Origin of the sequence: Rhizobium sp. BK196 (assembly GCF_014193255.1) — a bacterium.
Classification (GTDB): Bacteria; Pseudomonadota; Alphaproteobacteria; order Rhizobiales; family Rhizobiaceae; genus Rhizobium.
Genome location: NZ_JACHZB010000009.1, coordinates 88,328 through 112,596, shown reverse-complemented (window position 1 = coordinate 112,596; position 24,269 = coordinate 88,328). Strand labels below are relative to the sequence as shown.

The 24,269-nt window shown below is 59.3% G+C and carries 20 protein-coding genes and 3 pseudogenes; 9 read left to right on the top strand and 14 right to left on the bottom strand.

Annotation, left to right across the window (positions count from 1 at the left end):
- Window positions 1-267: 267 nt before the first annotated feature.
- The 6 genes and pseudogenes from FHT78_RS24990 to FHT78_RS24970 form a co-directional block, all read right to left on the bottom strand.
- Window positions 268-870 carry a helix-turn-helix domain-containing protein gene (locus FHT78_RS24990; RefSeq protein WP_183749252.1) on the bottom strand — a complete coding sequence of 201 codons (603 nt, stop codon included), beginning with the start codon at window positions 868-870 and terminating at the stop codon, window positions 268-270.
- Window positions 855-2,309, bottom strand: a complete 1,455-nt coding sequence (locus tag FHT78_RS24985) for an amidase family protein (RefSeq protein ID WP_183749251.1) — start codon at window positions 2,307-2,309, stop codon at window positions 855-857. The genes FHT78_RS24990 and FHT78_RS24985 overlap by 16 nt, the downstream gene beginning before the upstream one ends.
- A 192-nt stretch (window positions 2,310-2,501) precedes the next feature.
- A pseudogene (locus FHT78_RS29460) lies at window positions 2,502-2,597 on the bottom strand (phosphatase PAP2 family protein); the annotation flags it as partial.
- A 26-nt stretch (window positions 2,598-2,623) separates the two neighbouring features.
- Window positions 2,624-5,881: an error-prone DNA polymerase gene (locus FHT78_RS24980; protein ID WP_183749250.1), complete on the bottom strand. Its 3,258-nt coding sequence runs from the start codon at window positions 5,879-5,881 to the stop codon at window positions 2,624-2,626.
- Entirely contained in the window at window positions 5,881-7,395 is a 1,515-nt protein-coding gene (locus tag FHT78_RS24975) for a DNA polymerase Y family protein (RefSeq protein WP_183749249.1), read from the bottom strand. The genes FHT78_RS24980 and FHT78_RS24975 overlap by 1 nt, the downstream gene beginning before the upstream one ends.
- Window positions 7,313-8,071, bottom strand: a complete 759-nt coding sequence (locus FHT78_RS24970; RefSeq protein WP_183749248.1) for an ImuA family protein — start codon at window positions 8,069-8,071, stop codon at window positions 7,313-7,315. The genes FHT78_RS24975 and FHT78_RS24970 overlap by 83 nt, the downstream gene beginning before the upstream one ends.
- 204 nt (window positions 8,072-8,275) lie before the next feature.
- Here FHT78_RS24970 and FHT78_RS24965 point away from each other — a divergent pair, with 204 nt between their 5' ends.
- From FHT78_RS24965 to FHT78_RS24945, 5 genes are all read left to right on the top strand, one after another.
- Window positions 8,276-8,584 carry a hypothetical protein gene (locus tag FHT78_RS24965; RefSeq protein ID WP_246715413.1) on the top strand — a complete coding sequence of 103 codons (309 nt, stop codon included), beginning with the start codon at window positions 8,276-8,278 and terminating at the stop codon, window positions 8,582-8,584.
- A gap of 154 nt (window positions 8,585-8,738) precedes the next feature.
- The gene (locus FHT78_RS24960) at window positions 8,739-9,644 is read left to right on the top strand and encodes a Ku protein (protein ID WP_183749247.1); all 906 of its coding nucleotides are present in this window, start codon (window positions 8,739-8,741) and stop codon (window positions 9,642-9,644) included.
- Between the two features lie 11 nt (window positions 9,645-9,655).
- Complete coding sequence (locus FHT78_RS24955; RefSeq protein WP_183749246.1) at window positions 9,656-10,462, top strand: Ku protein; 807 nt, start codon at window positions 9,656-9,658, stop codon at window positions 10,460-10,462.
- Window positions 10,459-11,508, top strand: a complete 1,050-nt coding sequence (gene ligD / locus FHT78_RS24950; protein WP_183749245.1) for a non-homologous end-joining DNA ligase — start codon at window positions 10,459-10,461, stop codon at window positions 11,506-11,508. The genes FHT78_RS24955 and ligD (FHT78_RS24950) overlap by 4 nt, the downstream gene beginning before the upstream one ends.
- A gap of 45 nt (window positions 11,509-11,553) precedes the next feature.
- Window positions 11,554-12,105, top strand: a complete 552-nt coding sequence (locus FHT78_RS24945) for a YidB family protein (RefSeq protein WP_183749244.1) — start codon at window positions 11,554-11,556, stop codon at window positions 12,103-12,105.
- A 16-nt stretch (window positions 12,106-12,121) separates the two neighbouring features.
- On the opposite strand, the gene FHT78_RS24940 is transcribed toward FHT78_RS24945, so the two are convergent.
- The 4 genes and pseudogenes from FHT78_RS24940 to malQ form a co-directional block, all read right to left on the bottom strand.
- Window positions 12,122-13,036 carry a hypothetical protein gene (locus FHT78_RS24940; RefSeq protein ID WP_183749243.1) on the bottom strand — a complete coding sequence of 305 codons (915 nt, stop codon included), beginning with the start codon at window positions 13,034-13,036 and terminating at the stop codon, window positions 12,122-12,124.
- A 30-nt stretch (window positions 13,037-13,066) separates the two neighbouring features.
- Window positions 13,067-15,703, bottom strand: a complete 2,637-nt coding sequence (gene ligD / locus FHT78_RS24935; protein ID WP_183749242.1) for a DNA ligase D — start codon at window positions 15,701-15,703, stop codon at window positions 13,067-13,069.
- A gap of 2 nt (window positions 15,704-15,705) precedes the next feature.
- Window positions 15,706-16,014 (bottom strand): hypothetical protein, encoded by a 309-nt coding sequence (locus FHT78_RS24930; protein WP_183749241.1) that lies wholly within the window; start codon window positions 16,012-16,014, stop codon window positions 15,706-15,708.
- Window positions 16,015-16,593: 579 nt separating this feature from the next.
- A pseudogene (gene malQ / locus FHT78_RS24925) lies at window positions 16,594-18,301 on the bottom strand (4-alpha-glucanotransferase).
- A gap of 428 nt (window positions 18,302-18,729) precedes the next feature.
- On the opposite strand from malQ, the gene FHT78_RS24920 reads away from it, so the two are divergent.
- On the top strand, window positions 18,730-19,014 hold the full coding sequence (locus tag FHT78_RS24920; protein WP_210289932.1) for a hypothetical protein: 285 nt from the start codon (window positions 18,730-18,732) through the stop codon (window positions 19,012-19,014).
- 158 nt (window positions 19,015-19,172) lie between these two features.
- Here FHT78_RS24920 and FHT78_RS29455 read toward each other — a convergent pair whose 3' ends face one another.
- Entirely contained in the window at window positions 19,173-19,502 is a 330-nt protein-coding gene (locus tag FHT78_RS29455; protein ID WP_246715412.1) for a hypothetical protein, read from the bottom strand.
- Between the two features lie 119 nt (window positions 19,503-19,621).
- Here FHT78_RS29455 and dinB point away from each other — a divergent pair, with 119 nt between their 5' ends.
- The gene (gene dinB, locus FHT78_RS24910) at window positions 19,622-20,710 is read left to right on the top strand and encodes a DNA polymerase IV (protein ID WP_183749240.1); all 1,089 of its coding nucleotides are present in this window, start codon (window positions 19,622-19,624) and stop codon (window positions 20,708-20,710) included.
- Between the two features lie 14 nt (window positions 20,711-20,724).
- Here dinB and FHT78_RS24905 read toward each other — a convergent pair.
- Window positions 20,725-21,200: pseudogene (locus tag FHT78_RS24905) on the bottom strand (SOS response-associated peptidase).
- Window positions 21,201-21,379: 179 nt separating this feature from the next.
- On the opposite strand from FHT78_RS24905, the gene FHT78_RS24900 reads away from it, so the two are divergent.
- Window positions 21,380-21,967 carry an SOS response-associated peptidase gene (locus FHT78_RS24900; protein WP_183749239.1) on the top strand — a complete coding sequence of 196 codons (588 nt, stop codon included), beginning with the start codon at window positions 21,380-21,382 and terminating at the stop codon, window positions 21,965-21,967.
- A gap of 149 nt (window positions 21,968-22,116) precedes the next feature.
- Window positions 22,117-22,707 (top strand): hypothetical protein, encoded by a 591-nt coding sequence (locus FHT78_RS24895; protein ID WP_183749238.1) that lies wholly within the window; start codon window positions 22,117-22,119, stop codon window positions 22,705-22,707.
- A gap of 668 nt (window positions 22,708-23,375) precedes the next feature.
- Here the strand turns inward: FHT78_RS24895 and FHT78_RS24890 are convergent.
- Together FHT78_RS24890 and FHT78_RS24885 are read right to left on the bottom strand one after the other, a co-directional pair.
- On the bottom strand, window positions 23,376-23,552 hold the full coding sequence (locus tag FHT78_RS24890; protein WP_183749237.1) for a DUF3606 domain-containing protein: 177 nt from the start codon (window positions 23,550-23,552) through the stop codon (window positions 23,376-23,378).
- Between the two features lie 141 nt (window positions 23,553-23,693).
- Window positions 23,694-24,074, bottom strand: coding sequence for a response regulator (locus FHT78_RS24885; protein WP_183749236.1), 381 nt, complete (start codon window positions 24,072-24,074; stop codon window positions 23,694-23,696).
- Window positions 24,075-24,269: the final 195 nt, after the last annotated feature.

Genomic DNA, 24,269 nt, shown 5'->3' with positions numbered 1-24,269 from the left:
TCACAGCTGCCGGCAGAGAACAACAACCTAAATATGCAAAACAACTTAAAGTTGTAAATCGCATAACATGTCTTATGGAACTGGCGCAGAAAGCGGGAAATCAATGTGCTCATCCGTCGTCGTGTCAGTCGTCCGACTTCGCGAACGCGAGCATCCCCGCTGATTGTTGGATACGGAGGATGCATTCTGCTTGAGGTGAGCAGCGCAATGTCCTGCGAACCACAGAACTGAGGTGCCCTACAGCCTTTGGAGCAAGTGACCCAGTGTTTAGGCTTCATCCTTCAACAAGGCCTGCAAGCCGGCCAATTGGAAACGCCAGAAGCAACCGATAACTTTGCGAATGTCTTCAGGTTTCTGATACTGCTGCAGAATTGCGCAAATAGTGTCCAAGGTCGCAGAGAAAATCCGGCGAAGGACGAACTCAAGAGATCCGTCTTCTTCCTTCCCTTGTGTCTTCATCGCGCGTGAGGTCATCTCCTCGATTATTTGTTCACGGACACCGGCAAAGCGGCTGCCCTGGGCATTGCCAATTAGGATCGCCGCAACATGTCGGTGATCCACCCAAAACTCGAGGAGCTTTGCTGCAGCAGATGATTGGCTGTCGGTGAGAGCGGTCCAGGGCCGACGCTCACCAAACTCATCTAGGCGGGCCCGCAAAAGTTGCATGTGGCGCTCCGCGAGATCAGGGGTGACGACCTTGAGGAACAGAGCTTCTTTGTCGGCCACGTATTTATAGATATTGCTGACGGCAGTGCCGGCCTCGCGCGCTATGTCGGCAAGACGGACAGCCTCGAAGCCACGTGCCGCAAATTGCTTGCCTGCGGCTTGAAGAATGCGGGCATGCATCTCTTTTTTCAGGACTTGGGCCATGTCAGCCTCCGAGACAGCTCTTGCAGTCTGGGAAGCCATGGAGCCGCTGCCTCAAGCTGAAAGGCCAATCGGAACAGAAGCGCCTCCTGGCCCTCGCGGGCAACGAAGTGGCTTCCGATCGGCAGACCGCTTTCGCTGACGTGTAATGGCACGGACATGGCCGGATAGCCTGCCATTGAGGCAGGAGCCGTGAATGCGGCACTCCGCTCAAAATGCAAACGCAAAACTTCGTTGTCAGTGCCGGGAGCAAACTCGCCGAGCGGGAAGGCAGTAAATGGAATTGTCAGAGAGAGCAGCACGTCGAACCCGTTAAGAAATTTTGTAAAGTCGTGGCCAACCGCCGCCATCGTCTGCATCGCTTCACCGATGCGGGAAGGAGCAATCCCGCGGCCACGTTCAACCAACCAGCGTGTATAGGGCTCCAGCGACTGCTCACTTTGGCTCGCTGTGAGGTTTGGGGCGACCATCCCCGTGATATGTGCGGTCGTCACCGCCATCAGATCGAGAATTGCACCTCCAGACCCCGCACGATTCAATCGTGGGCCGTCAATTTGCATGAGGCGATGACCAAGCGCTTCACAAAGCTCCACCGTTGCACTGAGCGCTATTCGCACGTCCGGGTCAGGCAGATCGCCGAAACAGTCTCGCTCGAACCAGCCGATCCGCAGCGAGCCAGGTGAATTCGCGGCCAGTTCGGCAGCATCGGCCAACGGATTGGCGGTCCCTTCTTTTTCCGTCACGCGTAGCCAAGTGGCGCTGTCCCGAACAGTTCGGCTGAGACAATGGTCGCTCAGTAAGGCCGAAAGTGGCGCGTCATCGGGCATGCCTGTCGATCTTGTTTTGCCTCGACCAGGCTTGAAACCAAAGACGCCGCAAAGCGAGGCCGGACCGCGTATCGAGCCACCTCCATCCGAGGCGTGCGCCACCGGAAACATGCCCGAGGCGACAGCTGCTGCCGCCCCCCCTGACGACCCTCCGGTCGAGCGCGACAGATCCCAAGGATTGCGTGTCTGGCCCGTTACCATCGATTCTGTTGTACCCAGTAGGCCAAACTCCGAGGTGGTTGACTTGCCCACGACAGCCAGGCCGGCGGCATCAATTGCGTCGGTATAGGGTGACCCTGCGGCGGGAACATACCCGGCCAAAAGCCGTGAGCCGAACGAAGCCGGCAGGCCAGGATAGGCAAGAAGATCCTTCAGTATCGTCGGCACCCCTTCGAAAACGGTGCCGCTTGAATTTCGGTGTGGACGCTGGCTGGCCTTATCGGGATTAAAGATCGCAACCGCATTCACAATAGGGTTCAGGGCTTGATATCGTGCAGTTGCGGCATCAAGCAGATCGGCAGCCGTTAAGCTACCTCTCCTTACCAGTTCAGCCTGCGACGTCGCGTCAAGATCAATAAGCGGCAGATCTATATTATTCGAGAGAGGGAACGGCATCAAAGACCTCCAAAAGAGAATCGTCCATTCTCTTTTATGTCCGGTGAGCTTAGAAGTCCAGTTCCAGGACAGCAATCGCGCTACAAAAATCGAAACGATGTCGATCCAGTCACGCCACCGTCGCCTCAGCTTCTCGCCTACCGTCAACCAAAGGAGCGGCGCTGAACTTCACCGCCGGCCTGGCCGAAATGGTCGCCTTGATCCGCGTAGAAGGAAGGCCGCGGCAATTGCAAACGTCGCCCTCGCATGATCAGAAGGAAGTGACGGGTCGCCGCTGCGCTCGATCAGAAATCGGGGTAAGGGTGCGTTCCGCTCTAGTGGAAGTTTCGACTTTTCACCTTGAGCGTATCGATGTGCAGATCGGGGATGTAGATATCCCTCGTCTGCACGACAGGCTTCGGATTTTCTCGCGGGTCCGGCCCGCCACCATGCTTGACCTGATCGCCCCGTCCGTGCGGCAACGGAAACTCTCCGTCGCTCGCCCCGATATTCGCGAGGTCCGATGACAGGTCGAACAGCCTCTGGGCAACGAGATGAACGACCTCGCCTTCCCGCTGGATTTTCCCGTTAATGGCCATCATGCTCGCCCCCATGAGAACCCGGCGCTGACGCTCGAACAATGACGGCCACACGACGGCGTTGACGATCCCGGTCTCGTCTTCGAGTGTCAGGAACATGACGCCCTTTGCCGATCCCGGCCGCTGCCTGACGAGAACGAGCCCGGCCGTCATCAGCCATCGGCCGTCCCTCTGGCTCATGGCCTCGGCACAGGTGACGATGCTCTTCTTCTCGAGTTCACCGCGCAGGAAACTGACGGGATGCCGCCTCAGCGTCAGCCCAGTATGCGAATAGTCCTCGACGACCTCCCTGCCCTGCGTCATCGATTTCAGTGTCACCTCTGGCTCCTGCATCTCAGATATCGTCCTGGCTTCGCGTTCGGCGGCCGCTGCCCAGAGTTCGAGGGGTTCGTCGCGTAGCGCCTTGATGTCCCATTGCGCCTGACGGCGCTCGAGCTTCAGCGACGGCAGGAACGCATCTGCTTCGGCGAGCTTCTCGAGAGCTGCGACCGGAACGCCGGACCGTCGCCACATATCGTCGACGGACATGAATGGATGGTCGGTGCGGGCGATGACGATTTTGGCAGCATCGTTCAGCGCGAGGCCTTTGACCATTCGCATCCCTAATCGGACGGCGAAGCGATCGGTGCCTTCGATCGGCTCCATCGTGCAGTCCCAGCGAGAACGATTGACGCAGACGGGCCGGACTTCGACACCATGTTTTCGGGCGTCCTCAACGATTTGCGCGGGCGCGTAAAAACCCATCGGCTGGCTGTTGAGAAGCGCGGTGCAGAAAACATCCGGATGATGGCATTTGACCCAGCAGGACGCATAGGCGATGAGCGCGAAACTCGCGGCGTGGCTTTCGGGGAAGCCGTACGAGCCGAAGCCTTCGAGCTGTCCGAACGTCTGCTCTGCGAATTCCGGCGTATAGCCGTTGTTGATCATCCCGGTGATCAGCTTGTCCTTGAACTTCGAGACGCCGCCTGTGAATTTGAAGGTCGCCATGGATTTGCGCAGTTGGTCGGCCTCACCCGCCGTGAAGCCCGCACAGACCATGGCGACCTTCATGGCGCTTTCCTGGAACAGCGGCACCCCGAGGGTCTTCTTTAGCACCGCCTCGAGTTCGGGCGTCGGATAGACCACTTCCTCCTTGCCTTCGCGTCGACGAAGGTAGGGATGCACCATGTCACCCTGAATCGGACCCGGGCGCACGATCGCCACCTGGATCACCAAGTCGTAAAACGTCCTCGGCTTCAGGCGAGGAAGCATTGCCATCTGCGCACGGGATTCCACCTGGAATGTCCCAAGCGTGTCGGCCTTCCGTATCATCGCGTAGGTCTTCGATTCCTCCTGCGGGACATCTGCAAGTCCCATCTCAAGGCCCTTGTGTTCGGCAAGCAGCTCGAAGGCGCTGGACATGCAGCTGAGCATTCCCAGCCCTAGGACGTCCATCTTCATGAATTTCAATGCCTCGAGATCGTCTTTATCCCATTCAACGACCTGACGGTCGTCCATTGAGGCCGGCTCGATCGGCACCAAGTCATCCAAACGGTCCTGCGTCAGAACAAAGCCGCCTGGGTGTTGTCCAAGGTGGCGCGGAGCACCCATCAATTGCGACGACAGCTCGAGCGCCAGACGCAGGCGATAGTCGGCAATGTTGAGATTGTTCTCCTTGAGCTGTCGCGCTCCGACACCCTCAGACCAGTCCCAGACCCCTGAGGACAGCTGTTCGATCAGGTCCGTCGGCAGACCTAGCGCCTTGCCTACATCCTTCAGCGCCCCTTTCGTGCGATAGCGGGTGACCGTGCAGACCAGCGCGGCACGGGAACGGCCATAGGTCTCGTAAATCCACTGGATCACTTCCTCGCGGCGATTGTGCTCGAAGTCGACGTCGATGTCGGGCGGTTCATCGCGTTCGCGCGATACGAAGCGCTCGAAGAGCAAGTCGGATGTCTCGGGATTGATCGACGTGATGCCAAGGCAAAAGCAGACCGCCGAATTGGCGGCCGACCCTCGTCCCTGGCAGAGAATGCCCTGCGAGCGTGCATACCTGACGATGTTGAAGACGGTCAGGAAATACGGCGCGTACTTCATCTCGCGGATCAGTTCCAGCTCGTGCTGGATCGCCGTCCTGACCTTTTCCGGAATACCCTCTGGATATCTTTCCGCAGCCCCCTCCCAAGACAGCTTTACCAGCGACTGTTGGGGGTCGAGGCCCGGAACAATGGCCTCCTCGGGGTACTGGTACTGCAACTGGCCGAGGTCGAAACGACAGCGGTCGACGACCTCGCGCGTCCGAGCCAGCGCCTCGGGATAGTCGGCAAATAGCCGATGCATCTCCTCCGGCGGCTTGAGGAACCTGTCGGCATGCCGCTCGCGGTCGAAGCCGACATCGTCGATGGTCGTGCCGTTTCGAATGCAGGTGACGATATCCTGCAGCTGCCGTCGCCCCGGCTCGTGGAAAAGGACATCGTTGGTCACGACGGTCTTCACTCTGTGTCGGGCGGCCATGTTCGACAGGTTGTGAAGCCTGAGGCGGTCGTTCGGCCGACGCCGGAGGCAAAGCGAGACGTAGGCACGATCGCCGAAGATCGCGCCAACCCTCCTCAGCTGGCCTGCGTAGATGTCGTCCGCCTCATCCGGCACGAGGATCGCCAGCAGTCCCTCGCTGTAAGCTTCGACATCGGTGATATCGAGGATGCACTTGCCCTTGCCGCCACGGCTTTTCCCGAGCGATAGCAATCGGGTCAGCCTGGAATAGGCGGGGCGGTCCGTTGGGTAGAGGAGAAGGGACATTCCGTCCGCCAGGTCGAGACGGCATCCGACGACGAGGCGAACGCCCGTTGTCTTGGCCGCCTCCCAGGCGCGGACGATCCCTGCAAGGCTATTACGGTCGACGACACCGAGCGCGTCGATGCCATACAGTGCAGCTGTTGCGAACAACTCCTCGGCTGAACTTGCTCCCCGGAGGAAACTGAAATGCGACGTTACCTGGAGTTCGGCGTATCTCATCACCCGAACACTCCATGAAGGAACCACTTATGGGAGCCCGTGGCCACATCGACGCCGTCGCCGGCTCGGAAGACCCAGTACCGTTCGCCCGTTTCGTCCTCCACGACGAAGTAATCGCGGACGGCGCGCATTTCCAAAGGCGTGGTCCACCATTCGCCGAATATGCGCTCGGGGCCGTCGGCTCGCTTCACACGGCGGCGTTTCCCCCTCCAAGAGAAAACCGCCGGTGGCTGGTCCGGCAGGACCGCGATCACGTCGATCTCTTCCGGATGCAGCAACAGGCGCGAGGGTCTCGGCCATTTGGCGGCCCAGGTGGCTCCAATTTCCTCCACGGTCGGCCCGACGCGCGCCACGGAGCGCTCGGGGACGTCGGAAGCAACTGGCGTGACCCGGTAGAGACGTTGGCCACGGTTGCCGAGGATGTCGACCAAGGGCGTGATATCGACGACCTGCTCTTCGATGAGGGACGAGGCGGTCTGCTTCTCTTCGAGCGGCTCGGCCATGATTGCGGCGAGGACCATTCGCTCGATCCCGTAGCCCGGATCGATTTTCTCGATGCGGTCGCATAACAGTTTGGAGAGACGGGCCGGGTCACGCACAGGCTTCGCCAATCCGGCTCGCAGGGACTGCCTCGTATTGTCAACCCGATGGATGATGAGATCGGACCGCCTGACGCCGAGACCGCGGCTCTCCAGTTCCGTCGTCAGCTGGCCGACCAGGCGTCGGACGTATTTCGCGATGGTCTCGGCAGCGCCGATCGGTTCCTGAAAATTGCGCGACACCTCGACCAGCTCTGGCGTGCGAAGCGGCTCGATCGGTTCGGCGACGCGCCCGAACAACTGGTCGAGCCGCCTTCCCGGCTCCGGACCGAACCGAAGCGTCAACGGCGCGCGCGGCAGTGCCGACAGTTCGCCGACTGTCTCGATGCCCATGGCCCTCAATCCGTGGATCGTATTTAGCGGTAGTCTCAGGCAGTGGATCGGCAGTCCGACCACCGCCTTTGCAAGACCTCCTATCGGAACCACCGTTGTCTCGGCAGATGTCAGGCGGGCGACCGCATGGGCGGCACCCCGCGTGTCGGCAACTGCCGCCCGTGCTGTGAGACCCCGCGCGCGAAGCATGTTCACCAGTCCCGAAATCAGGCGATCCTCGCCACCCTGAAGATGGTCGGCACCTTCTGTGTCCATCACGATCCCGTCGGTACCGTCCACCGCGACGACCGGGCTGTATTGTCTGAGCGCCCACAGCGCCAGGCGTTCGAGCGCAGCAGCGTCCGCGGTGGGGTCGGCATCGACGGTCACAAGATTGGAGACCATCGCCTGCGCCTTGCTTGCCGGCATTCCGGAATGGAGACCAAGCTTTCGGGCGTTATTATCCGCAGCCGAAATCCAGCGTTTCGATCCGCTTTTGGCGATCACCACCAGAGGCTGGTCAGCCGGAACTGCGTCCTTGCCGTGCCGTCTGATCCGGTCTGTCGGCAGAAACGGGAAGTAAACAGATACGACCCTTGGCATCACAGGCTCCTATTTCGAACTCAGCACACTCGCCTGCTTTCACGCGCATCAATTCGGCCAGCCACCTGGCCCGGCCTACTCCGGAAACGGGTAACGGCTCAGAGGGCAGCACGCTGATCCGCCATCTTGTCGTCGACGCTGTCGGCTGACCGTAGTCAGAGGCCTCGGATTGTCTCCTCCACCTCCTGAGAGCGATCGCCATCGTGCCGGTCTTCTCGGCGGCCAGATGCAGGCGGCGCGACGCGGTCATCGGCAATCGGACCAATTCCCCGATCACAGCTGCAAGACCTCCGAACGCCAGGCCCTCTTCCATTGATGCCAGAACATCCTCCTCGCGATCGCTTTCGCAGAAGATGACCCGATCGGGGTGCAGTCCCGCTTGCGAGACCGCCGGAAAAAACAGGTCGGGCCTCGTCAGGCACCAAAGCACCTTGCCCTTCATGCGCGCCGCTATTCCGGCCACCATCAAAGCGGCAGCCGCGCCATCCACCGTTCCCGTCCCGCCACCTGCGAACTCGTGCAGAGCACCGCAGCCCAGTCCTCCGCCAGGAAGGCTCTGGTCAATCTCCGGAACGCCGAACGGCAGGACAAGCGGTTTGGCTCGCTGACCTCTTTCGAGGTGTCGAATGCGCTCCCTCAATTCGAAAATAATGGGCTTCGCACTTGCCTGGGCCATGGCTGTTCATCATTCAGATTCAAGTTTCCTCATTGCGCAACAGCGCATATGTTCCTTATTTGTTCCTTGGATGAATGTGAGTCAACGCGCATGTATCGGGTGAATATTCCTATACGACGACAATCTATACTCGAGTTAGCCGAAAAAACATCTACAAATCAAACCAATAGCTGGTCGATCGCGACTGTATCCAAGATGTCATCGATGAGAAAAAATACCTATAACCAGCTGACCATCCGCGAATTCCGCGATCCGATTATTTCCGTTGAATGCCTCGCATGCGATCGCCGCGCCGATCTCGACCGCCAAGCATTGGTCAAGCAATACGGAGCGAGCCTCAGCTTCGAGCAGCTTCGAAGACGCATGTCCATGGGTTGTCCGAGAATGGTTTCACTCGATGGGATCGACCGATGCCAGACCCGGTTTCCAGGTCTGATCGACGCGCGAATGCCCCTGGAGGCAGCCGACGGGGAACGACCTCAAATGAGGCGGCGCCTTCGCCATACCCCTTGAGGCTGCCCTTGGGCCGTGGAATTTGCGACGCAGACGTGCTGGAATCGCCTTCTCAACATCAGGTGGCAAGCCATTGAAATTAATTCGTTTCGCATCGGAACGAATCACCTTCGCCAGACTTGAGTCGACAATCGTCGATCAGGAGTATCGCGTCATGGCGCCAGGACATCGTGCCCAATGGAAGGGGTTCTTGAAGGTTGGAGAGGTGAGCTGCGGCGTTGCGCTCTATACAGCTGCCTCAACAGCAGAGCGTATCACCTTCAACACGGTCAACAAGGCGACGGGCAACCGGGTGAACCGCATCTTCGTCGACAGCGAGACTGAGGAGCCGGTGCCGAAAGAGGAACAGACGAAGGGTTTCGAGATCGACGATGGTCGCTACATCATGATCGATCCGGAGGAGATCGCCGCGACCATCCCCGAGAGCAACAAGACCCTGGAGATCGAAGCCTTCGTCCCCTGCTCCGAGATCGACGACGTCTATTTCGACAAGCCTTACTACCTGACGCCGAGCGACCGGGTGGGATCCGATGCGTTTACACTGCTGCGGGACGGAATGAAGAGAGCGAAGGTCGCGGCGATCGCAAGGACCGTCCTCTTCCGACGCATGCGCACGGTTCTCATCCGCCCGCATGGCGCCGGCATGATCGCAAACACTCTCCAATACGATTATGAGGTCCGCTCGTCGAAGACGGCGTTTGAAGAGATACCCAAGCTGAAGATCGAGGGAGAGATGCTCGATCTTGCCAAGCATATCATTTCGACGAAGATTGGCGAGTTCGACCCGGCCACTTTCGATGACCGCTATGAGCGGGCTGTCGCCGAACTGGTCCGCGCTAAACTCGAAGGCAGGTCCCTTCCCAAACCGAAGAAGGTGCAGGTTTCGAAGCCGAACGACCTTTTGGCCGCACTTCGAGAAAGTGCCGGCCTTGCAGGCAAGACCACAGAACAGCCCAAGCGCACCGCCGCCAACGCCAACAAGGGCACGGGCAGGCAAAGTGCCGCGCGCCGGGCAGCTAAAACCGCTACACCAGCCGCCTCGCAGCGTAAGGTCGGATAGGAGCACGAGCAATGGCACCACGTCCCTATTGGAAAGGTTACCTCAAGCTGTCGCTGGTCACCTGTCCGGTCACAATGTCTCCGGCGACGTCCGAATCGGAGAAGGTGCGCTTTCACACACTCAATCGCGCCACCGGCAACCGCGTCGTCTCGCAATATGTCGACTCGATCACCGGAAGGCCCGTGAAGGACGAGAACGAGGCCAAGGGTTACGCGCGCGGCGAGAACGACTATGTGATCCTGACGGACGAAGATCTGGACTCGGTGGCGCTCGACACCGTCCGGACGATCGACATTGAAAAGTTCGTGCCAGCCGATTCCATTGGCTGGACCTATCTGGAGAAGCCTCACTACCTGACGCCCGACGATCCGGTCGGTCAGGAGGCCTTCTCCGTGATCCGCGACGCCATGAAAGCCTCGAAGGTCGTTGGCGTATCGAAACTCGTCGTCGGCCGGCGTGAACGCGCCGTCATCCTCGAACCCCGCGATGAAGGCATCGTGCTTTGGACCCTTCGCTTCGGCGACGAGGTTCGGCCGGAAGAATCCTACTTCGAAGGGATCGATCCCGATTGCGAGAAAGATGCCCTTCCGCTGGTCGAGAAGCTGATCAAGCAGCGCACGAAACATTGGTCGCCGGCCATGGTCACCGATCCGATCCAGGAGGCGCTGCTGGTGCTCATCGAGGACAAGAAGAAGACGCTGAAGCCGAGGAAAGCCGGCAAGAACAACAAGCATGAATCCGCCCCCGCCTCCAACGTCATCAACATCATGGATGCCCTGAAAAAGTCGGTTGCGGCCGAGAAGCGGGCTGGCAGATGAGCCGGCGCGCTAAACCGCTTCTTCAAGACGACCAGGTTCTCAAGTCGAAACCGGCCCGCTCCCGCGACTCCCTGCAACCCAGTCTTCCTTTCGATCCGATGCCGGAGCGCATCGAGCCGTGCCTGGCGCTTTTGAAGACCATCCCCCCGCAAGGTCCGGACTGGGCGTTCGAGGTGAAGTGGGACGGTTACCGCCTCGCCGTCCACATCGAGCCGAGCGGTGTGCGGATCATTACCCGTGGCGGGCACGACTGGACGCATCGATTCCCTGTGATCGCCGAGGAAGCAAGAAAGCTCGGCGTCGCAACGGCGATCCTCGACGGAGAGGCGGTCGTTCTCGACAAGGAGGGCCGTTCGAGCTTTGGCGCATTGCAGCGTTCGCTCGGAGGTCGGGGAGGCAAACGCGCCTCGACGGAATCAGTATTATTCGCCTTTGATCTTCTCTATTTCGACGGCCATGATCTGACGAAAACGGAGCTCGCCGTCCGACGGCACCTGCTCGAGGACTTTCTCGATGGTGCCACCGGCGCGATCCAGCTGTCGGAGGAAGTGCACGGGGACGGCACCGAGCTTCTGGCGAACGCCTGCTCGATGGGGCTCGAGGGTATCATCGCCAAGCACCGGGACCGGCCCTATCGCTCCGGCCGCACCGGCGATTGGCTGAAGATCAAATGTGTTCAGGCCGAAAGCTTCATGATCGTCGGCTACGAACAGTCAAAAGTAGCGCGCGGCGGCATCGGCAGCCTGCTTCTTGCCGCCCGCAGCGGCCGCGACTGGGTCTATGTCGGCTCGGTGGGAACAGGGTTCGATGCCAAGGATGCCGTGCAACTGCGCACGCTGCTCGACAAACTCAAGACCAGTCGGCCGGCAATCGCGCTCAAGGGCAAGAACTTCGTCTTTGCGGAGCCGACGTTGATCGCCGAGATCGAGTTTCGCGGCTGGACCGATGACGGCAACTTGCGACACGCATCTTTTAAGGGTCTGCGCGAGGTCCAAGACAACGCCGCCGTCTTTGATATCGACGAAAAACCGGCCGGAACAATGTAGTCGTCAGCCAGTTTTGTGAAAATCGACGTGAACGGAGGATCGACCATGTCCCGTGGACCATTGACTGCACTGCTGGCTGTGCTCGCAGTCGCCGGCTACCAGAACCGCGACAAAATCGCGGAAGTTTTGAAGGGAATTGGCCAGCGCGCGCAAAGCGGCCAGTCCGGAGCCGACAGCGCATCAAGCGCAGGCGGCATTGGCGACATTCTCGGCAACCTTGCCCAAGGGGGAGGTCTCGGCGATATTTTCGGCGGCAGTTCACCCGGCGGCATTCTGAGCGGGGGTCTTGGAAGCCTTCTGGAACAGTTCCAACGCAAAGGCCTGGGTGACAGGGCTGAATCCTGGGTCGGCACCGGCGAGAACAAGCCCATAAACGATCAGGAACTGAGCCAGGCGCTTGGGGACGAAACGCTAAACGAGCTTGCTGCCAAAACCGGCCTGTCCAAGGAAGAAATCTTGAGCCGTCTGTCTCGCGATCTCCCGAAGGCCGTAAACGAGTTGACCCCGGACGGGCGCGTACCAACGCAAACGCAGGCTGATGCCTGGACTTCGGCGCAATCTCCATCGACGCCCGCTCCAGGCGGCACATTCGCCTGAATACCGTCACAGCGCGTCAGCCGCCAGCGTCTGGTCGCAAGGACTTGCCCGCCGCTTGTTCGCTGCGTTCTTTTGCTCGCCGCCTGGATTTTGCCTCCCGTCGCGCAGGCCGCAACTCGTCGAGCGTCGGCTTCCACCAGCCTCGCGCGCGCTCTGCCGGCTGCGGCGGTATCGGCGCCGGCCAGGTCGTCACCAATTCTTCCAGCGTGCCGCGCCGCCACGATGCCCAGACATATTCCGCGTCTTCTGCGGGCGTAAAGTAGAATGCGCTGACTGTCGCCGGGTCCGCGATTTCACCGTCGGTCCCGATGAAAAAGACGATGCCGACATGCGTGCAGATTGCGCGATCGAGCGGCGGAGCATCGTCGGCGGGGACTGGGTACCGCTTTCGCCGGCGCTCCTTCAGCCTTGCCTTGGATGCCTCCTCCTTCTCGGTCCCTCTGATCTCCTCACGCCTCGCGCGGCGCGCCTCCGGCTCGCTATGTTCGGCCGCCGCCTCGATTGCCGGCCACCGCTGGCGCAGTTGCTCGAACGAGCGGTAGGGTACCGTCCAGAGGCGGCGAGCTGCATCCCAGCGCGCATGCGGAATTTCGCGGATCTCTTCGACAACGGTCCGTGAATAGGGCGTGCGGATCTGCAAATTTGCAGGCGCTGCGTCGAGATACCGGCTTTCGATCGGCTCGAAGGCAAAAGCGTCCCTGCCCTTCTCGTCTGCAAACCTGTCTGCCTCGGCTTCCTGCTCAGCCAGCCAGCGGCCGATGCGTTTTTCGGCGGTGCGGCCGGGCACGAACCATGCGTTGAGGCGGTCACTCCACCGGGCTCGGGGAAATGCTTCCCGAAACCGTGCCACCGTTATCCGATCATGCGGCAGGTCGGTCGTTGCCCCCTCGGGCGGCGGTGGTTCGGATGTCTTTTTTGTTGCGTCGTCCATATGACATCGCCAGCAGCTGCCCTCGAAAGATCATGCTGCCCGTCCTGATTTCCCGAGCCGCTTGATCGCCTGCTCCAGCGGCCGCTCGCCGTCACGATAGTCCCGCCAAGCGGACGTTTTCGCAAGCAGTGCCGGCACGGTGCGCAAGGTAAACCGCTTCGGGTCGAGATCTGCCTTCACCTGCGTCCAGGTGAGCGGCATCGAAACGGTTGCGCCTGGACGTGCGCGCGGCGAGAGCGGCGCGACGGCGGTCGCCATACGATCGTTGCGGAGATAATCGAGGAAGATCCTACCACCTCGAAGGCTCTTGGTCATCTTGATCAAATAGAGATCGGGATTATCACGCGCCATCTCCTGACAGACATCATGTGCAAAGCCCTTGGCTTCGGCCCATGACAGGGGTTTGCGCTTGCTGACGGCAAGCGGGGTCACAACATGCAGCCCCTTGCCGCCCGTGGTCTTGCAGAAGCTGACGAGACCCAACTCGTCGAGCCGATCGCGCATTTGCCGGGCGGCCGCCACCACGGTCGAAAACGGAACATCAGGTCCGGGATCGAGGTCGAACACCAGCCTGCCCGGCACTTCCGGCTTGCCGGGCTCGCAATTCCAAGGATGCAGTTCAATCCCACCGATCTGGGCGATGGCTGCAAGTCCCTCAATCCGATCGATCTGCAGGTAAGGCTTCTTGTCGCCGAAGACCTTCACCAATTCGAGAAGGTTGGAGGTGCCAAGCATAGCGTGGCGTTGAAAGAACTGCTCTCCGCCGATACCGTCCGGCGCCCGAATGATCGAACAGGGGCGGCCCTTGATATGCTCGATCAGCCAGGCGCCAACTGCTTCATGATACCGGGCAAGGTCCTCCTTGGTGACGGGCTCGCCATCGCCGGCGTCCGGCCAGAGCGGCTTGTCGGGATTAGAGATGAGAACGCCCATGACCTCGGCTTTTGCGCCTTTGCGGCGGACAGGCTTGCGTGTCGCGGTCGCGGCAGGCTCTGCTGTATCGATCTTGGCAGGCGATGCAGGCTTCTCGGCCTCCACCTCTTTCGCCGGCTTGTCCTCACGTAATCCCTTGAAGGAGGCCTGGCGCACGAGACCGTCCGCAGTCCACCCTTCGAATTCGATTTCAGCGACAAGCTCGGGTTTCACCCAGACAACTTCGGCCTGCTTCTTCGGCGCTCCGATACCGGTGAACGCCGATCTCGCCGTCTCCAGCGCCTTCAGCTTCGGAAGCAGCACCTCGACCTTCTTGGCGCCATAGCCGGTCCCGACGCGGCCGAGATAGACGAAATGGTCGCCGCGATGAACACCGACAAGCAGAGACCGGAACTTGCCATTGGTCTTGGCATATCCGCCGATCACCACCTCATGGCCGGCTCTGCATTTGGATTTTGCCCAAGTGTCAGTGCGGCCGGATTGATAGGGCGCATCCATCTGCTTGGAGACGACACCCTCAAGATGTAGCTTGCATGCTGAACGGAGTACGGCATCGCCGCCGGATTCGAAATGTTCGACATAGCGGATGCGAGGATCGCCGTCCGCACTGGCAAGCAGGTTTTGCAGCCGCTCCTTTCTTTCGATGAGCCGCATCGACCGCAGGTCCTCGCCGCCGTCGAACAGCAGGTCGAAGCCGAAATAGACAAGATCGGCGGTCTTGCCTTCAGATAGAGCAGCCTGAAGTGCTGCGAAATCCGGTGCACCGTTTTCGTCGAGCGCGCAGATCTCGCCATCGATGATGCAGTCGGGAAGATCGGCAGCCGCATCGGCGATTTCGGGATATTTTCCCGTCCAATTGAGGCCCTTGCGCGTCTTGAGCGTCGCAGCTCCATCGGCGACCCGCATCTGGATGCGGTAACCGTCGAACTTGATTTCGTGCAGCCAATCGTCGCCGGCGGGCGGCCGATCAAGCGGTTCGCACAGTTGCGGATCGATGAAATCCGGAAGATCCGCAGCGGTGGAGGTCGCGACATCCTTTCGCGATCGCTTCTTGCGCTCATCAGCCGCCAGCCCATGCTTGCTATCCCAGACGGCATCCGCCTCGATGTCCGCATTCGCCATCATGAACGGACGCGGCTTGCGGCCCTTGCCGTCTGCGATCTGTTCCATCGTCCTGCCGGAGGCGACCGAAGTCGCATTCGCCTCGAGGACTGCGGCGCCGTTCTCCTCGACACAATAGTCGTCGTGATGCTTGATGAGCAGCCAGTTCGTCCGCTTGCCGCCATCCCGATCGCCGTGCATCCTGACGAGGACGAAACTGCCATGCAGCCGCTTGCCCTCGATCGTGAACTTGAAGTCGCCCTTTCTCAACGCCTCCTGCGGCGACTTGCGGCCTTCCGGCTCCCAGTAGCCGCGATCCCAGAGCATGACCGTGCCGCCGCCATACTGGCCTTTGGGAATGGTACCTTCAAAGTCGCCGTAGTCGAGCGGGTGATCCTCGACCTCGACGGCGAGCCGCTTGTCATGCGGATCGAGCGACGGCCCCTTTGTCACTGCCCAGGACTTGAAGACCCCGTCGAGCTCAAGCCTCAGGTCATAGTGCAGGCGGGTGGCATTATGCTTCTGAATCACGAACCGCAGGCGGGTCGACGGCTTGACATGGACCTCGCCACTCGGCTCGCTGGTCTTTTGAAAATCGCGCTTGGCACGGTATTTAGAGAGAGTGTCGGCCATGCTCAGCGGCTCGATACCCACAGCGCGCCAGCCTCGCCGAGACACCGCTTGACGGCGCCGACCTGGCTGAGGCTGACATCTGCCGAAACCTGGATCTCGCCTTCGAGCGGCGCATCGCGCCGTGCGCCCTCTTCATGAGAGGCGTCCCCACCCGAGGGCGCCAAGCCGGCGGTGTTGCGATCGGCCGCCGGCTGGATGAAAATGTCGGGCCGCGAAACGCCAAGCTGCTGAACCAGATGTTCGACCGCGATATCGGCGGCTTCCCGTGTTTCGAAGCTGGCCTCAATTGTCGTCGTGCTGTCGTCTCCCATGGCTCTCTCCTGATGATGTTCTACAGGACGACAACGCCTCCAGCGGCTCGTGGTTTCCCTTCGGTCTTCCAAAAAGCCCTTTAAGCGTGGCTAGCAGGAATGGGTACTGGGAAGGGCCACGGAGCGCGAGCAACAACGTGGCAATCGAAAACAACAATTTTTCTCGGACGGGTTCCTCTCGACCAGAGGTCGCATGACAGATCTTTGCGACCTATTGCTGTGACGCCGGCATGGGAGCGGTAAAAGGGCTCGCGTTACTCGATACATCGGCGAGCCCTTAAACCTTTGAGTGCTGCTTTTAAACAATATGTTAGCGGCGAGCCGGCAGGCAATTTGCCCAAATGTACTAACCACCACCAAATAGAATTACATTGCCTGGTTGATCCAGTGCTCGCCACATGTTGGAGATCTGGTCACAGCCGGATTGCAAAAGAAGCCTCCATCGAACGCACCGATCTGCGTCGCCGTCTGAAAAATTTTGTCGCCGCCGTGGCTTTAAGCAGATGCCGAACCGGTGGGGCGCCTTGTGTTCCCACAATTGATTGCTAGAGCTGCTGCTACATCGGAGGCCATCGGCGATCAGATGTTGTCGACTTTGCCATGAGCGGCGACATTACCACGATAACGGCTCATGACATCTGCGATCCCCCGCACCATCGGAAGACGTTCGAGCGCCGCCAAATCAACTGAAAGCTTGGGCCTCCAGTTCGGATAGGTTTTGTCGGTACCGGGGATGTTGGTCGGCGCCTGTTCATTCGTCAGGTCTGCAAGGCGAACACTAACCAGCATGCACGGGGTTGAAGCAATGTATTCGTGAGCCGCTATGATAAGCTGTTCCAAGTTTTCCGAACCTGTCTGCTCGTCCGACCTGATCATTCCAGCGGCCGTAAGTGCTGCGATAAGATTTTTACGTTCGCTCTTTCGTGTCTTCCGATGCTGCAACGTCATGTCCTTCGAAACCAGCCCATGTTTCCGACGGAGATCGATATCAGCGCCTTTCCACCATCCGGAAAAGGTCTGATGGTCGTGCGTGGAGACACAGGCGAGCGCGAGCTCGGGATAGTCTTCGGGTCGCACGAAACCTTGGTCTGACTGTTCATAGGACAGGATGCGATAAGATAGCACACCGACCGCCGCCATATCCTCGCGCAGCCCAGCCGCGAGGTCGCCAAGGTCTTCGCCGATGACGATAGATTGGTACCTGACAGACATATTAGCCAGCTCCTCCAGCATATCGTCGATCGGATAACGCACATAGGCACCGTCCCCGGGCGTAGCGTCGGTCGGTACAAGAAACAATCTGGCGAAAGCGGCCGCATGATCGATCCTTACTGCGCCGGCATATTGCATTAAGGCGCTCATCAACCGGGCGAATGGGGAGGGATCACCGCTGGTGATCCTGTCAGGCCGCAGCGCCGCCAGCCTCCAGTCCTGGCCTTCGGTCGCAAAGGGTTCAGGCGGATTTCCGATGGCAGCACCGCGAACGTATGAGGTTCTGTCGCTCCAGGTGGCGGATCCGTCGAGCGCTTCACCGACGGCAAGATCGAGATAGAGCCCGACACGCATCTTGACCCTGCGACAGCACGATTTTGCCTCTGAAAGCTGGATATGCGCAATCCATTGCAGCCATTGATGGAATTTGATCTCACTCATGTGCTCGCGCGAACTCGCGTACAACCGTGCTCTCCGGCAACTGAAATTTTCGTGGCCAGCTCAGCCAACCGGCACCTGCACCCGCCATCGACTGGGCACAGGATAGCGCCTCGAATAGAGCGTGAAGATGCAGATCCCGCTCCCCATTGCGGATGAACTCCTCCAATGCTGGATTCTGAACCTGTTGGACCGACTTCCAGATCGTGCCCAGAACGCGCAGCTTGATTGCTGCGACAGCCTCGTAGTCGACCAGGGAAAGCTCTCGGAGCATGGAAAGCTCCGTCTCGATGTCAGACGAGGTGACAAAACCCTCCACCTCGTCGACGGCGATGTAGAGAGGGTTTAATAACTTGCGGTTGGAAGGTTCGTATGGACTGCACCGGTTTGCCTCGTAGAGGAAACCGGCATGCAACGGGTTTAAACCAATGAAATCGGCGCCAAGAGCGCCGGCCATCGAACAGATCGCCCACAAGTCCTTGAAGTCGCCGATTCCCCAGTTGCGATTGGACACTAATTCATACAGTTGCAGGCTGAGGCCCCAGGCCGGCCGCTCTATGAGGTCGGCTGGTACATGACAGCGATCCTCACCATCTGATGATTTGCACGCAACATCTTCGCCAAGCGCAGCGAGCATTCTGGCGAGGTTACGATCGGAGACACGAACTAGGCGGCCCTCCGGGGATGGACGAACCAATTCGATCCCCTTCTGCCTTGCCAGGCGCCGGAGCGACGAGGACGCTTCCTTCATTCTTGACCTCCAGTCAGTGCAGTCGTTCGGGTTTGATGTCGCCTCTTCGAAGGTCGGAGCCGAAGTCGTGACGGTCTCACGTCAGCCTCTTTGATGGGTTTTTCGTGCAGGCTGAACTCAAGAGAAAGGCGATCGTTTCCGCCGAATGGGGATAGGTCACGTCCCTTTAGACCGCGTGCGTCTATCGTCGGGGAACTTTCATCATCAGGCGAAGTTCCTGAAAGCTACCGGTTGAGATCTGCGGCCTTGCGCACGAAGGGCTCGCTACTTTTCTGATCGCCAACCCAGTCTCGTGTAACTTGAGGACCTCCACGATGAAGAATTCGACAACAAGCGGGATGATCCTCGTTATCGCTAGTTTTATCATCGGGTGCAGCACGCAAGAGGCCGCCACAACGCGAGCGGGTCCCACTCCTTTGCCAGGCAGCCTGACTTACGGCGGCAAAGTCGTCCATTCCCCCTACAAGCCTGGAACGATCGTCAAAAACACCTTTCTCGGGCAGTTCGGATACCGTGTCTTCGAGCGCTATGTGGTTCAGCCCGACGGAACCTTGCGGCTGACCTATCAGACCACGGGACCTGACTTTCTTTGGGACTGAGCTCCCGCTGCGCAACGATGCGCTCGCCTCCTGAGCTGGTGCCACGGCACTTTGCGCCGGCTGTGCCGGCGACCATTCGGCTGCATGCAACAGCGCCAATGACGTCTAGGTGTTGAGATCATCCTCGGCCTGAGGCGATCTACCGGAGGGAATTGCACCTAGCGCCGCTTACCCTGTTCCTCAGCTTGCAAGCGAGCAAGGCGCAGCCGTGCGGTTTTGACCTCGCGCAACCGACGCTCCAATTCGAGGGCCTCGCGCGCCGCTTCGCTCGTTTTCTCCAACCGTTCAATCTTTTCTTTGGCGGTGCCGACGACTCTTTTCCGCTTAATATCGTATGTCATGGTGTCATCTCCTCGAGAGGAGATAACGAGCTCGCCGGCAAAGAGATGCAGTACGATACCGGACGCTCCCCCACCATCATCAGTTTCCTCATCACCGACAGCTTCTTGATGATGTTCTCGAGGGCGCGACGGCACCTTGATGCTCAAGGTTCGTCTTCATAGGACGCGCTCATTAAAAACGTTGATATCACCCTGAACGCTGTTATGTTCTCTCTTTGTTTCGACGCGGTTTTTACGGCCGATCCATTGGGCTCCTTGAAGCTGGAATGAAAGACCTAGGCTCCTCCCCCATCCGAAAAATCGTCCATGTCGACATGGATGCATTTTATGCGTCGGTCGAGCAGCGCGATAATCCGGAACTACGTGGCAAGCCGATCGCCGTCGGTGGATCGGCAGCGCGCGGCGTAGTGGCGGCAGCGAGTTACGAGGCGCGCGCCTTCGGTGTTCACTCGGCCATGCCTTCGGTGACAGCCAAACGAAAGTGTCCGGAACTGATTTTCGTGCCTCCACGCTTCGACGTCTACAGGGCCGTGTCCCAACAGATCCGCGAGATTTTTGCGGAATATACGCCTGTTATCGAGCCGCTCTCGCTTGACGAAGCCTATCTCGATGTCACCAAAAATCTCAAAGGCATGGAGGTCGCCACCGAGATAGCTTCGGAAATTCGGGCCAAGATAAAACAGGTGACCGGGCTCAACGCGTCGGCCGGTATTTCCTACAACAAGTTCCTCGCCAAAATGGCAAGCGACCTCAACAAGCCGAACGGCCAAGCTGTCATCACACCGAAGAATGGGCCGGTCTTCGTCGAAGCCCTCCCCGTCAAGAAGTTTCATGGCGTGGGCCCGGCGACGGCTGAAAAGATGCACCGGCTCGGGATCGACACCGGTGCTGATCTCAAAGAGAAGACACTCGAATTCCTTGTGGAGAATTTCGGCAAATCGGGACCATATTTCTACGGCATTGCCCGCGGCATCGACGAGCGCGAGGTCAAGCCGAACCGGGAACGCAAATCAGTCGGCGCCGAAGATACTTTCTTGCAGGACCTCCATGCCTATGGGCCGGCCCGCGAGGGGCTGCAGCCGCTGATCGAAAAAGTATGGGCTTACTGCGAGGCAAACGGGATCGGCGCCAAAACGGTGACACTCAAGGTCAAATATGCCGACTTCAATCAGATCACCCGCAGCAAGACGGCTTCCACACCGCTGTCGGCGATCGACGATCTCGAAGATATCGTCGATCTGCTGCTTTCGCCGATCTTTCCGCCTCGCAAGGGCATCCGCCTGCTCGGTGTCACCCTTTCCTCGCTGGGGAGGCAGACCGTTGCAATGGAGCCGCAATTGAGACTGGCGCTTTAGAGCGAAAGCGCTGGCTAGTCAGAAGCGCCCGAGGTCAGTTTGATACGGAACGTCCCTGCAGGCAACGGTCGCAGGATCTCGTCTTCCGGGAGAAGACCATCGAGCCAGGCCACGCTTTGCTCGCGTGTCAGCACCGCCATCTGCCGATCGTGGTAGGGTGCAATATCCGCATTCGCCTCGATGGTGAGGATGGCATAGGCCTCCGGCCAACCCTCGGTCGCCGGCCGCCAGATCCCCGCGAAATAGAACCAATCGCTGTTGGCGAGCGAAAAACTGAAATTCCTGTGGCCGAACTCGGAAGCCGGCACCAGACAGCGGTGGGTCGGAAATCGCCGGCCTTCCGATCGGACGACTAGACGGAACGCGCACCGCCATCTCGGGCACGAAGCCCCCAAGGCAGTTCCACCATCTCCACCTCGCCGTCATGGCGCCTGACGATGATCCTGCGCTTATCGACAGGGCCATCGGATCGAAAGGTCATCGCTTTCATTATGGAGAACATATCAGGAACCAACGCATCGGACAAGATCGAGCGCTCGCCCGTGCTGTCCGGCCGCCGACCATGGATGATCAGGATCCCCTCGTTCTGCTGGAGCGCGCGCGATCCGAGCCTATATTCCACCTTTAGCGGCTTGGCCGTGAGCGATCGAGAAACTTGAAGGAAGACCAATGTGCAATGATTACCGATTGATGGTGGATGCTGCATCGATCGCAAAAGACTTCGCCGATCTTAAGATCAAGATCCGGTTCGGTGAAGGCATTCCGAACCTCCAGGCCCGCGAGGATATCAAGATCACGGACGTCGGCCCGATCGTCCGCGCGATCGACGACAGCGATGAGGCAGAGCTCGTACAGCGGCGATGGAGTTGGCCGGGGCCCAACAAGCGACCGGTCTATAATTTCCGCTCCGAGGGACGGGAGTTCACGTCCAATCGATGCCTGATCGTCGCCGACGGCTTCTACGAATTCACGGACCCGAAGGACCCAAAAAAGAAGCGCAAGGATAAATGGCTTTTCACCAAAAAGAACGAGCCGATCTTCTGCATCGCGGGCATCTGGCGCGACACGCCGGATGTGGGTCAAGCCTTCACAATGCTGACGATGGAGCCCGGACCAGACATCTTGACCTACCACGATCGCCAGATCGTCATCCTCGAGCGAAATTCATGGGCAGACTGGCTCGATGCGACTGTGTCAGCACAGTCGTTGATCAAGCCGCTTGAAGCAGGGACGTTATCGGTTGAGCATGTGGGGTAATCCGCACAGCGGCAACACCGAGGGCCGCTCCCTCAGGAAGAACGCGCTTGGTACGGTAAGAGTCCAACCTACGCTCTTGCCGAATCGACCTTGATTCACGGTTGTCAAGCTGGGAAGATGGCGTTGTGCTCCAAATGAGACAATGGCCGATGACACAAGATCTGACCCACGGCATTTATTCTCCCGATGACCTGCGCGTCATGCGGAATGTCTTCACCAGGGTCAGTATGGAACCTTGGTTTTCATCCGGTGCGGCGAATAAGGCCGGACTTGCCCGCTACATCATGCGGATGTATCGGCGAGGGCTTGTGTGCCCGGAGCGTCTGGAAGCGCTTTGCCGCACCGCGGCACATGAGAAGTTCTCGCGCCACTCGGGTCTTGAAGGCTTTCGATTGCTGCTCGTGGAAGATGATTACTACACTGCAGCGGATGCGAGGCAGCGGCTGAATTCGCTCGGCGCCGAAGTTCTGTCAGTTTCCTCCGTTGCTGCAGCACTCGACATCGCCGAGCATGAACATGGTCTCGATGGCGCATTGCTTGACGTCAATCTGTCAGGTCAAATGATCTATCCGGTCGCGGCCGTCTTGAAGATGCGGCAGATCCCTTTCGCCTTCGTCACCGGATACGATGACAGGCTGCTGCCGCCATTCTACCGCAACGACAAAGTTTTTATGAAGCCAGCCGACTGGGCCATCGCGGCAAAGCATGTCGCGCGTCGCTCGCGACTTATGGCAGCATGAACGTCTAGAACGATCATGGAATATCTTCTATGCAGCCCGGAATGGTGCCGCAAATTACAGGTCAGTTGATATCAGCCCGACTTAAGTGCCTGTAGCGCTTAGGATCATGCGCCGCATGGGCTTGAATCTGTAGAATTAGACCATCGACCACAGCACCGATCAAGGCGCCATCCGCCCCGCCGCAAAGGCCCCGACCAGGAGAATCGGGCTTTCGTCGATGACCTCTTCATCAAATTCGACAGTCCTGCCACTGAGATTTGCCATGAGCCGCAGCCTGCGTCCAGCCGAGAGCCCATTCAACGGTCAGGCCGCCACCGGCTGACAAACGATAGCGCCCACTGCCGCGGACTATGTCCATCAATATGGGCGCGATCCGCTGGCGCCGCAGAGCAACAAGCTCCCGATAGAAATCGAGCCATTGCCTGGAATTATCCGATTGAAGCTTCGTCCAATCGGGCTTTGCAGAGAGGAAGGCAGCCTCTGCCGTCGGATCCGGCAGTTCGTCGGCATCAAACCCGGGAAGACGGGAGAGTTCCTGACGCCGACTGCGACCGCGTCGTGCCTGTCGACATCTACGTGCCTGGGTGCCCGCCGACCGCCCACGAGCCATCGCAGGAGGCTTTCGATCCGACCGTTGAAGCCGATAACGTTATATGTCGCGGGTTGGCCTATTCTCGACCGATTTCCGCTTCGACCCTCTTCCGGGAATTCCCGGCGGTCTTCACCGCTTTTTTGACCGTGTCCTTTGACACGCCTTCCTTTTTCGCCTCGTAGCGCACTTCGTGATCCTGCCCGGCGGCGACCTTAGCTCGATCCTGTGCTCTACCTCGGGACGCGCTTGCCATTTGCATTCCTCCTGGTGATTTCGATCGATGGAAACGAACGCCGATTCAAGAAGTTCCGAACTACGGCCCAGGGCACTTCCCTTAGATGCCGCAGCAATCGTCATCATGGTCGATTGCGGCCGCCCGCATCGGCGATTTCGTCTAGTCGGCCATCCGGCGGGTGCGGCGCACGGTCATCTCGTCAACCATGGCGGCAATGGCTTCCAATCCGTATGGCTTTGGGACGAAGACGGAGTGGCCGGGCAGCTCGTCCGCCCGGAGACGATGTCCACCCGACGCGATGATGACCGGCACGTCTCTATGGGTGGTCGAGATCATCTTCGCCAGGTCAAGGCCGCTCAAGCCTCCGGGCATGTCGACGTCGGTGACGACGGCGTCGATCTTGCGCTGTCCAAGCACTCCCACGGCTTCGAGCACGTTAGCCGCCTCGATGACGTCGAAGCCTTCGTTTGCAAGGGTGTCGGCAAGCACCATCCTGATGAGGAACTCGTCTTCGACGATGAGAACCGTACGCTGATACATGGCAGTCTCCGCTCCTGGTTACGAGATGAACTCGTTTGTCCAGATTTAGATCGCCCCTCGAAGCAGAGTATTTTCCAACATATTTAATAAAATGCGAATGTTCTGACGCGTTGCGGGGGAACAGCAGGTGCTGACGATTTTCGAAGGCGGTTTGGCGAAGAAGCCTTAGTTTGCCCCGCGACGACGTCCATGGGA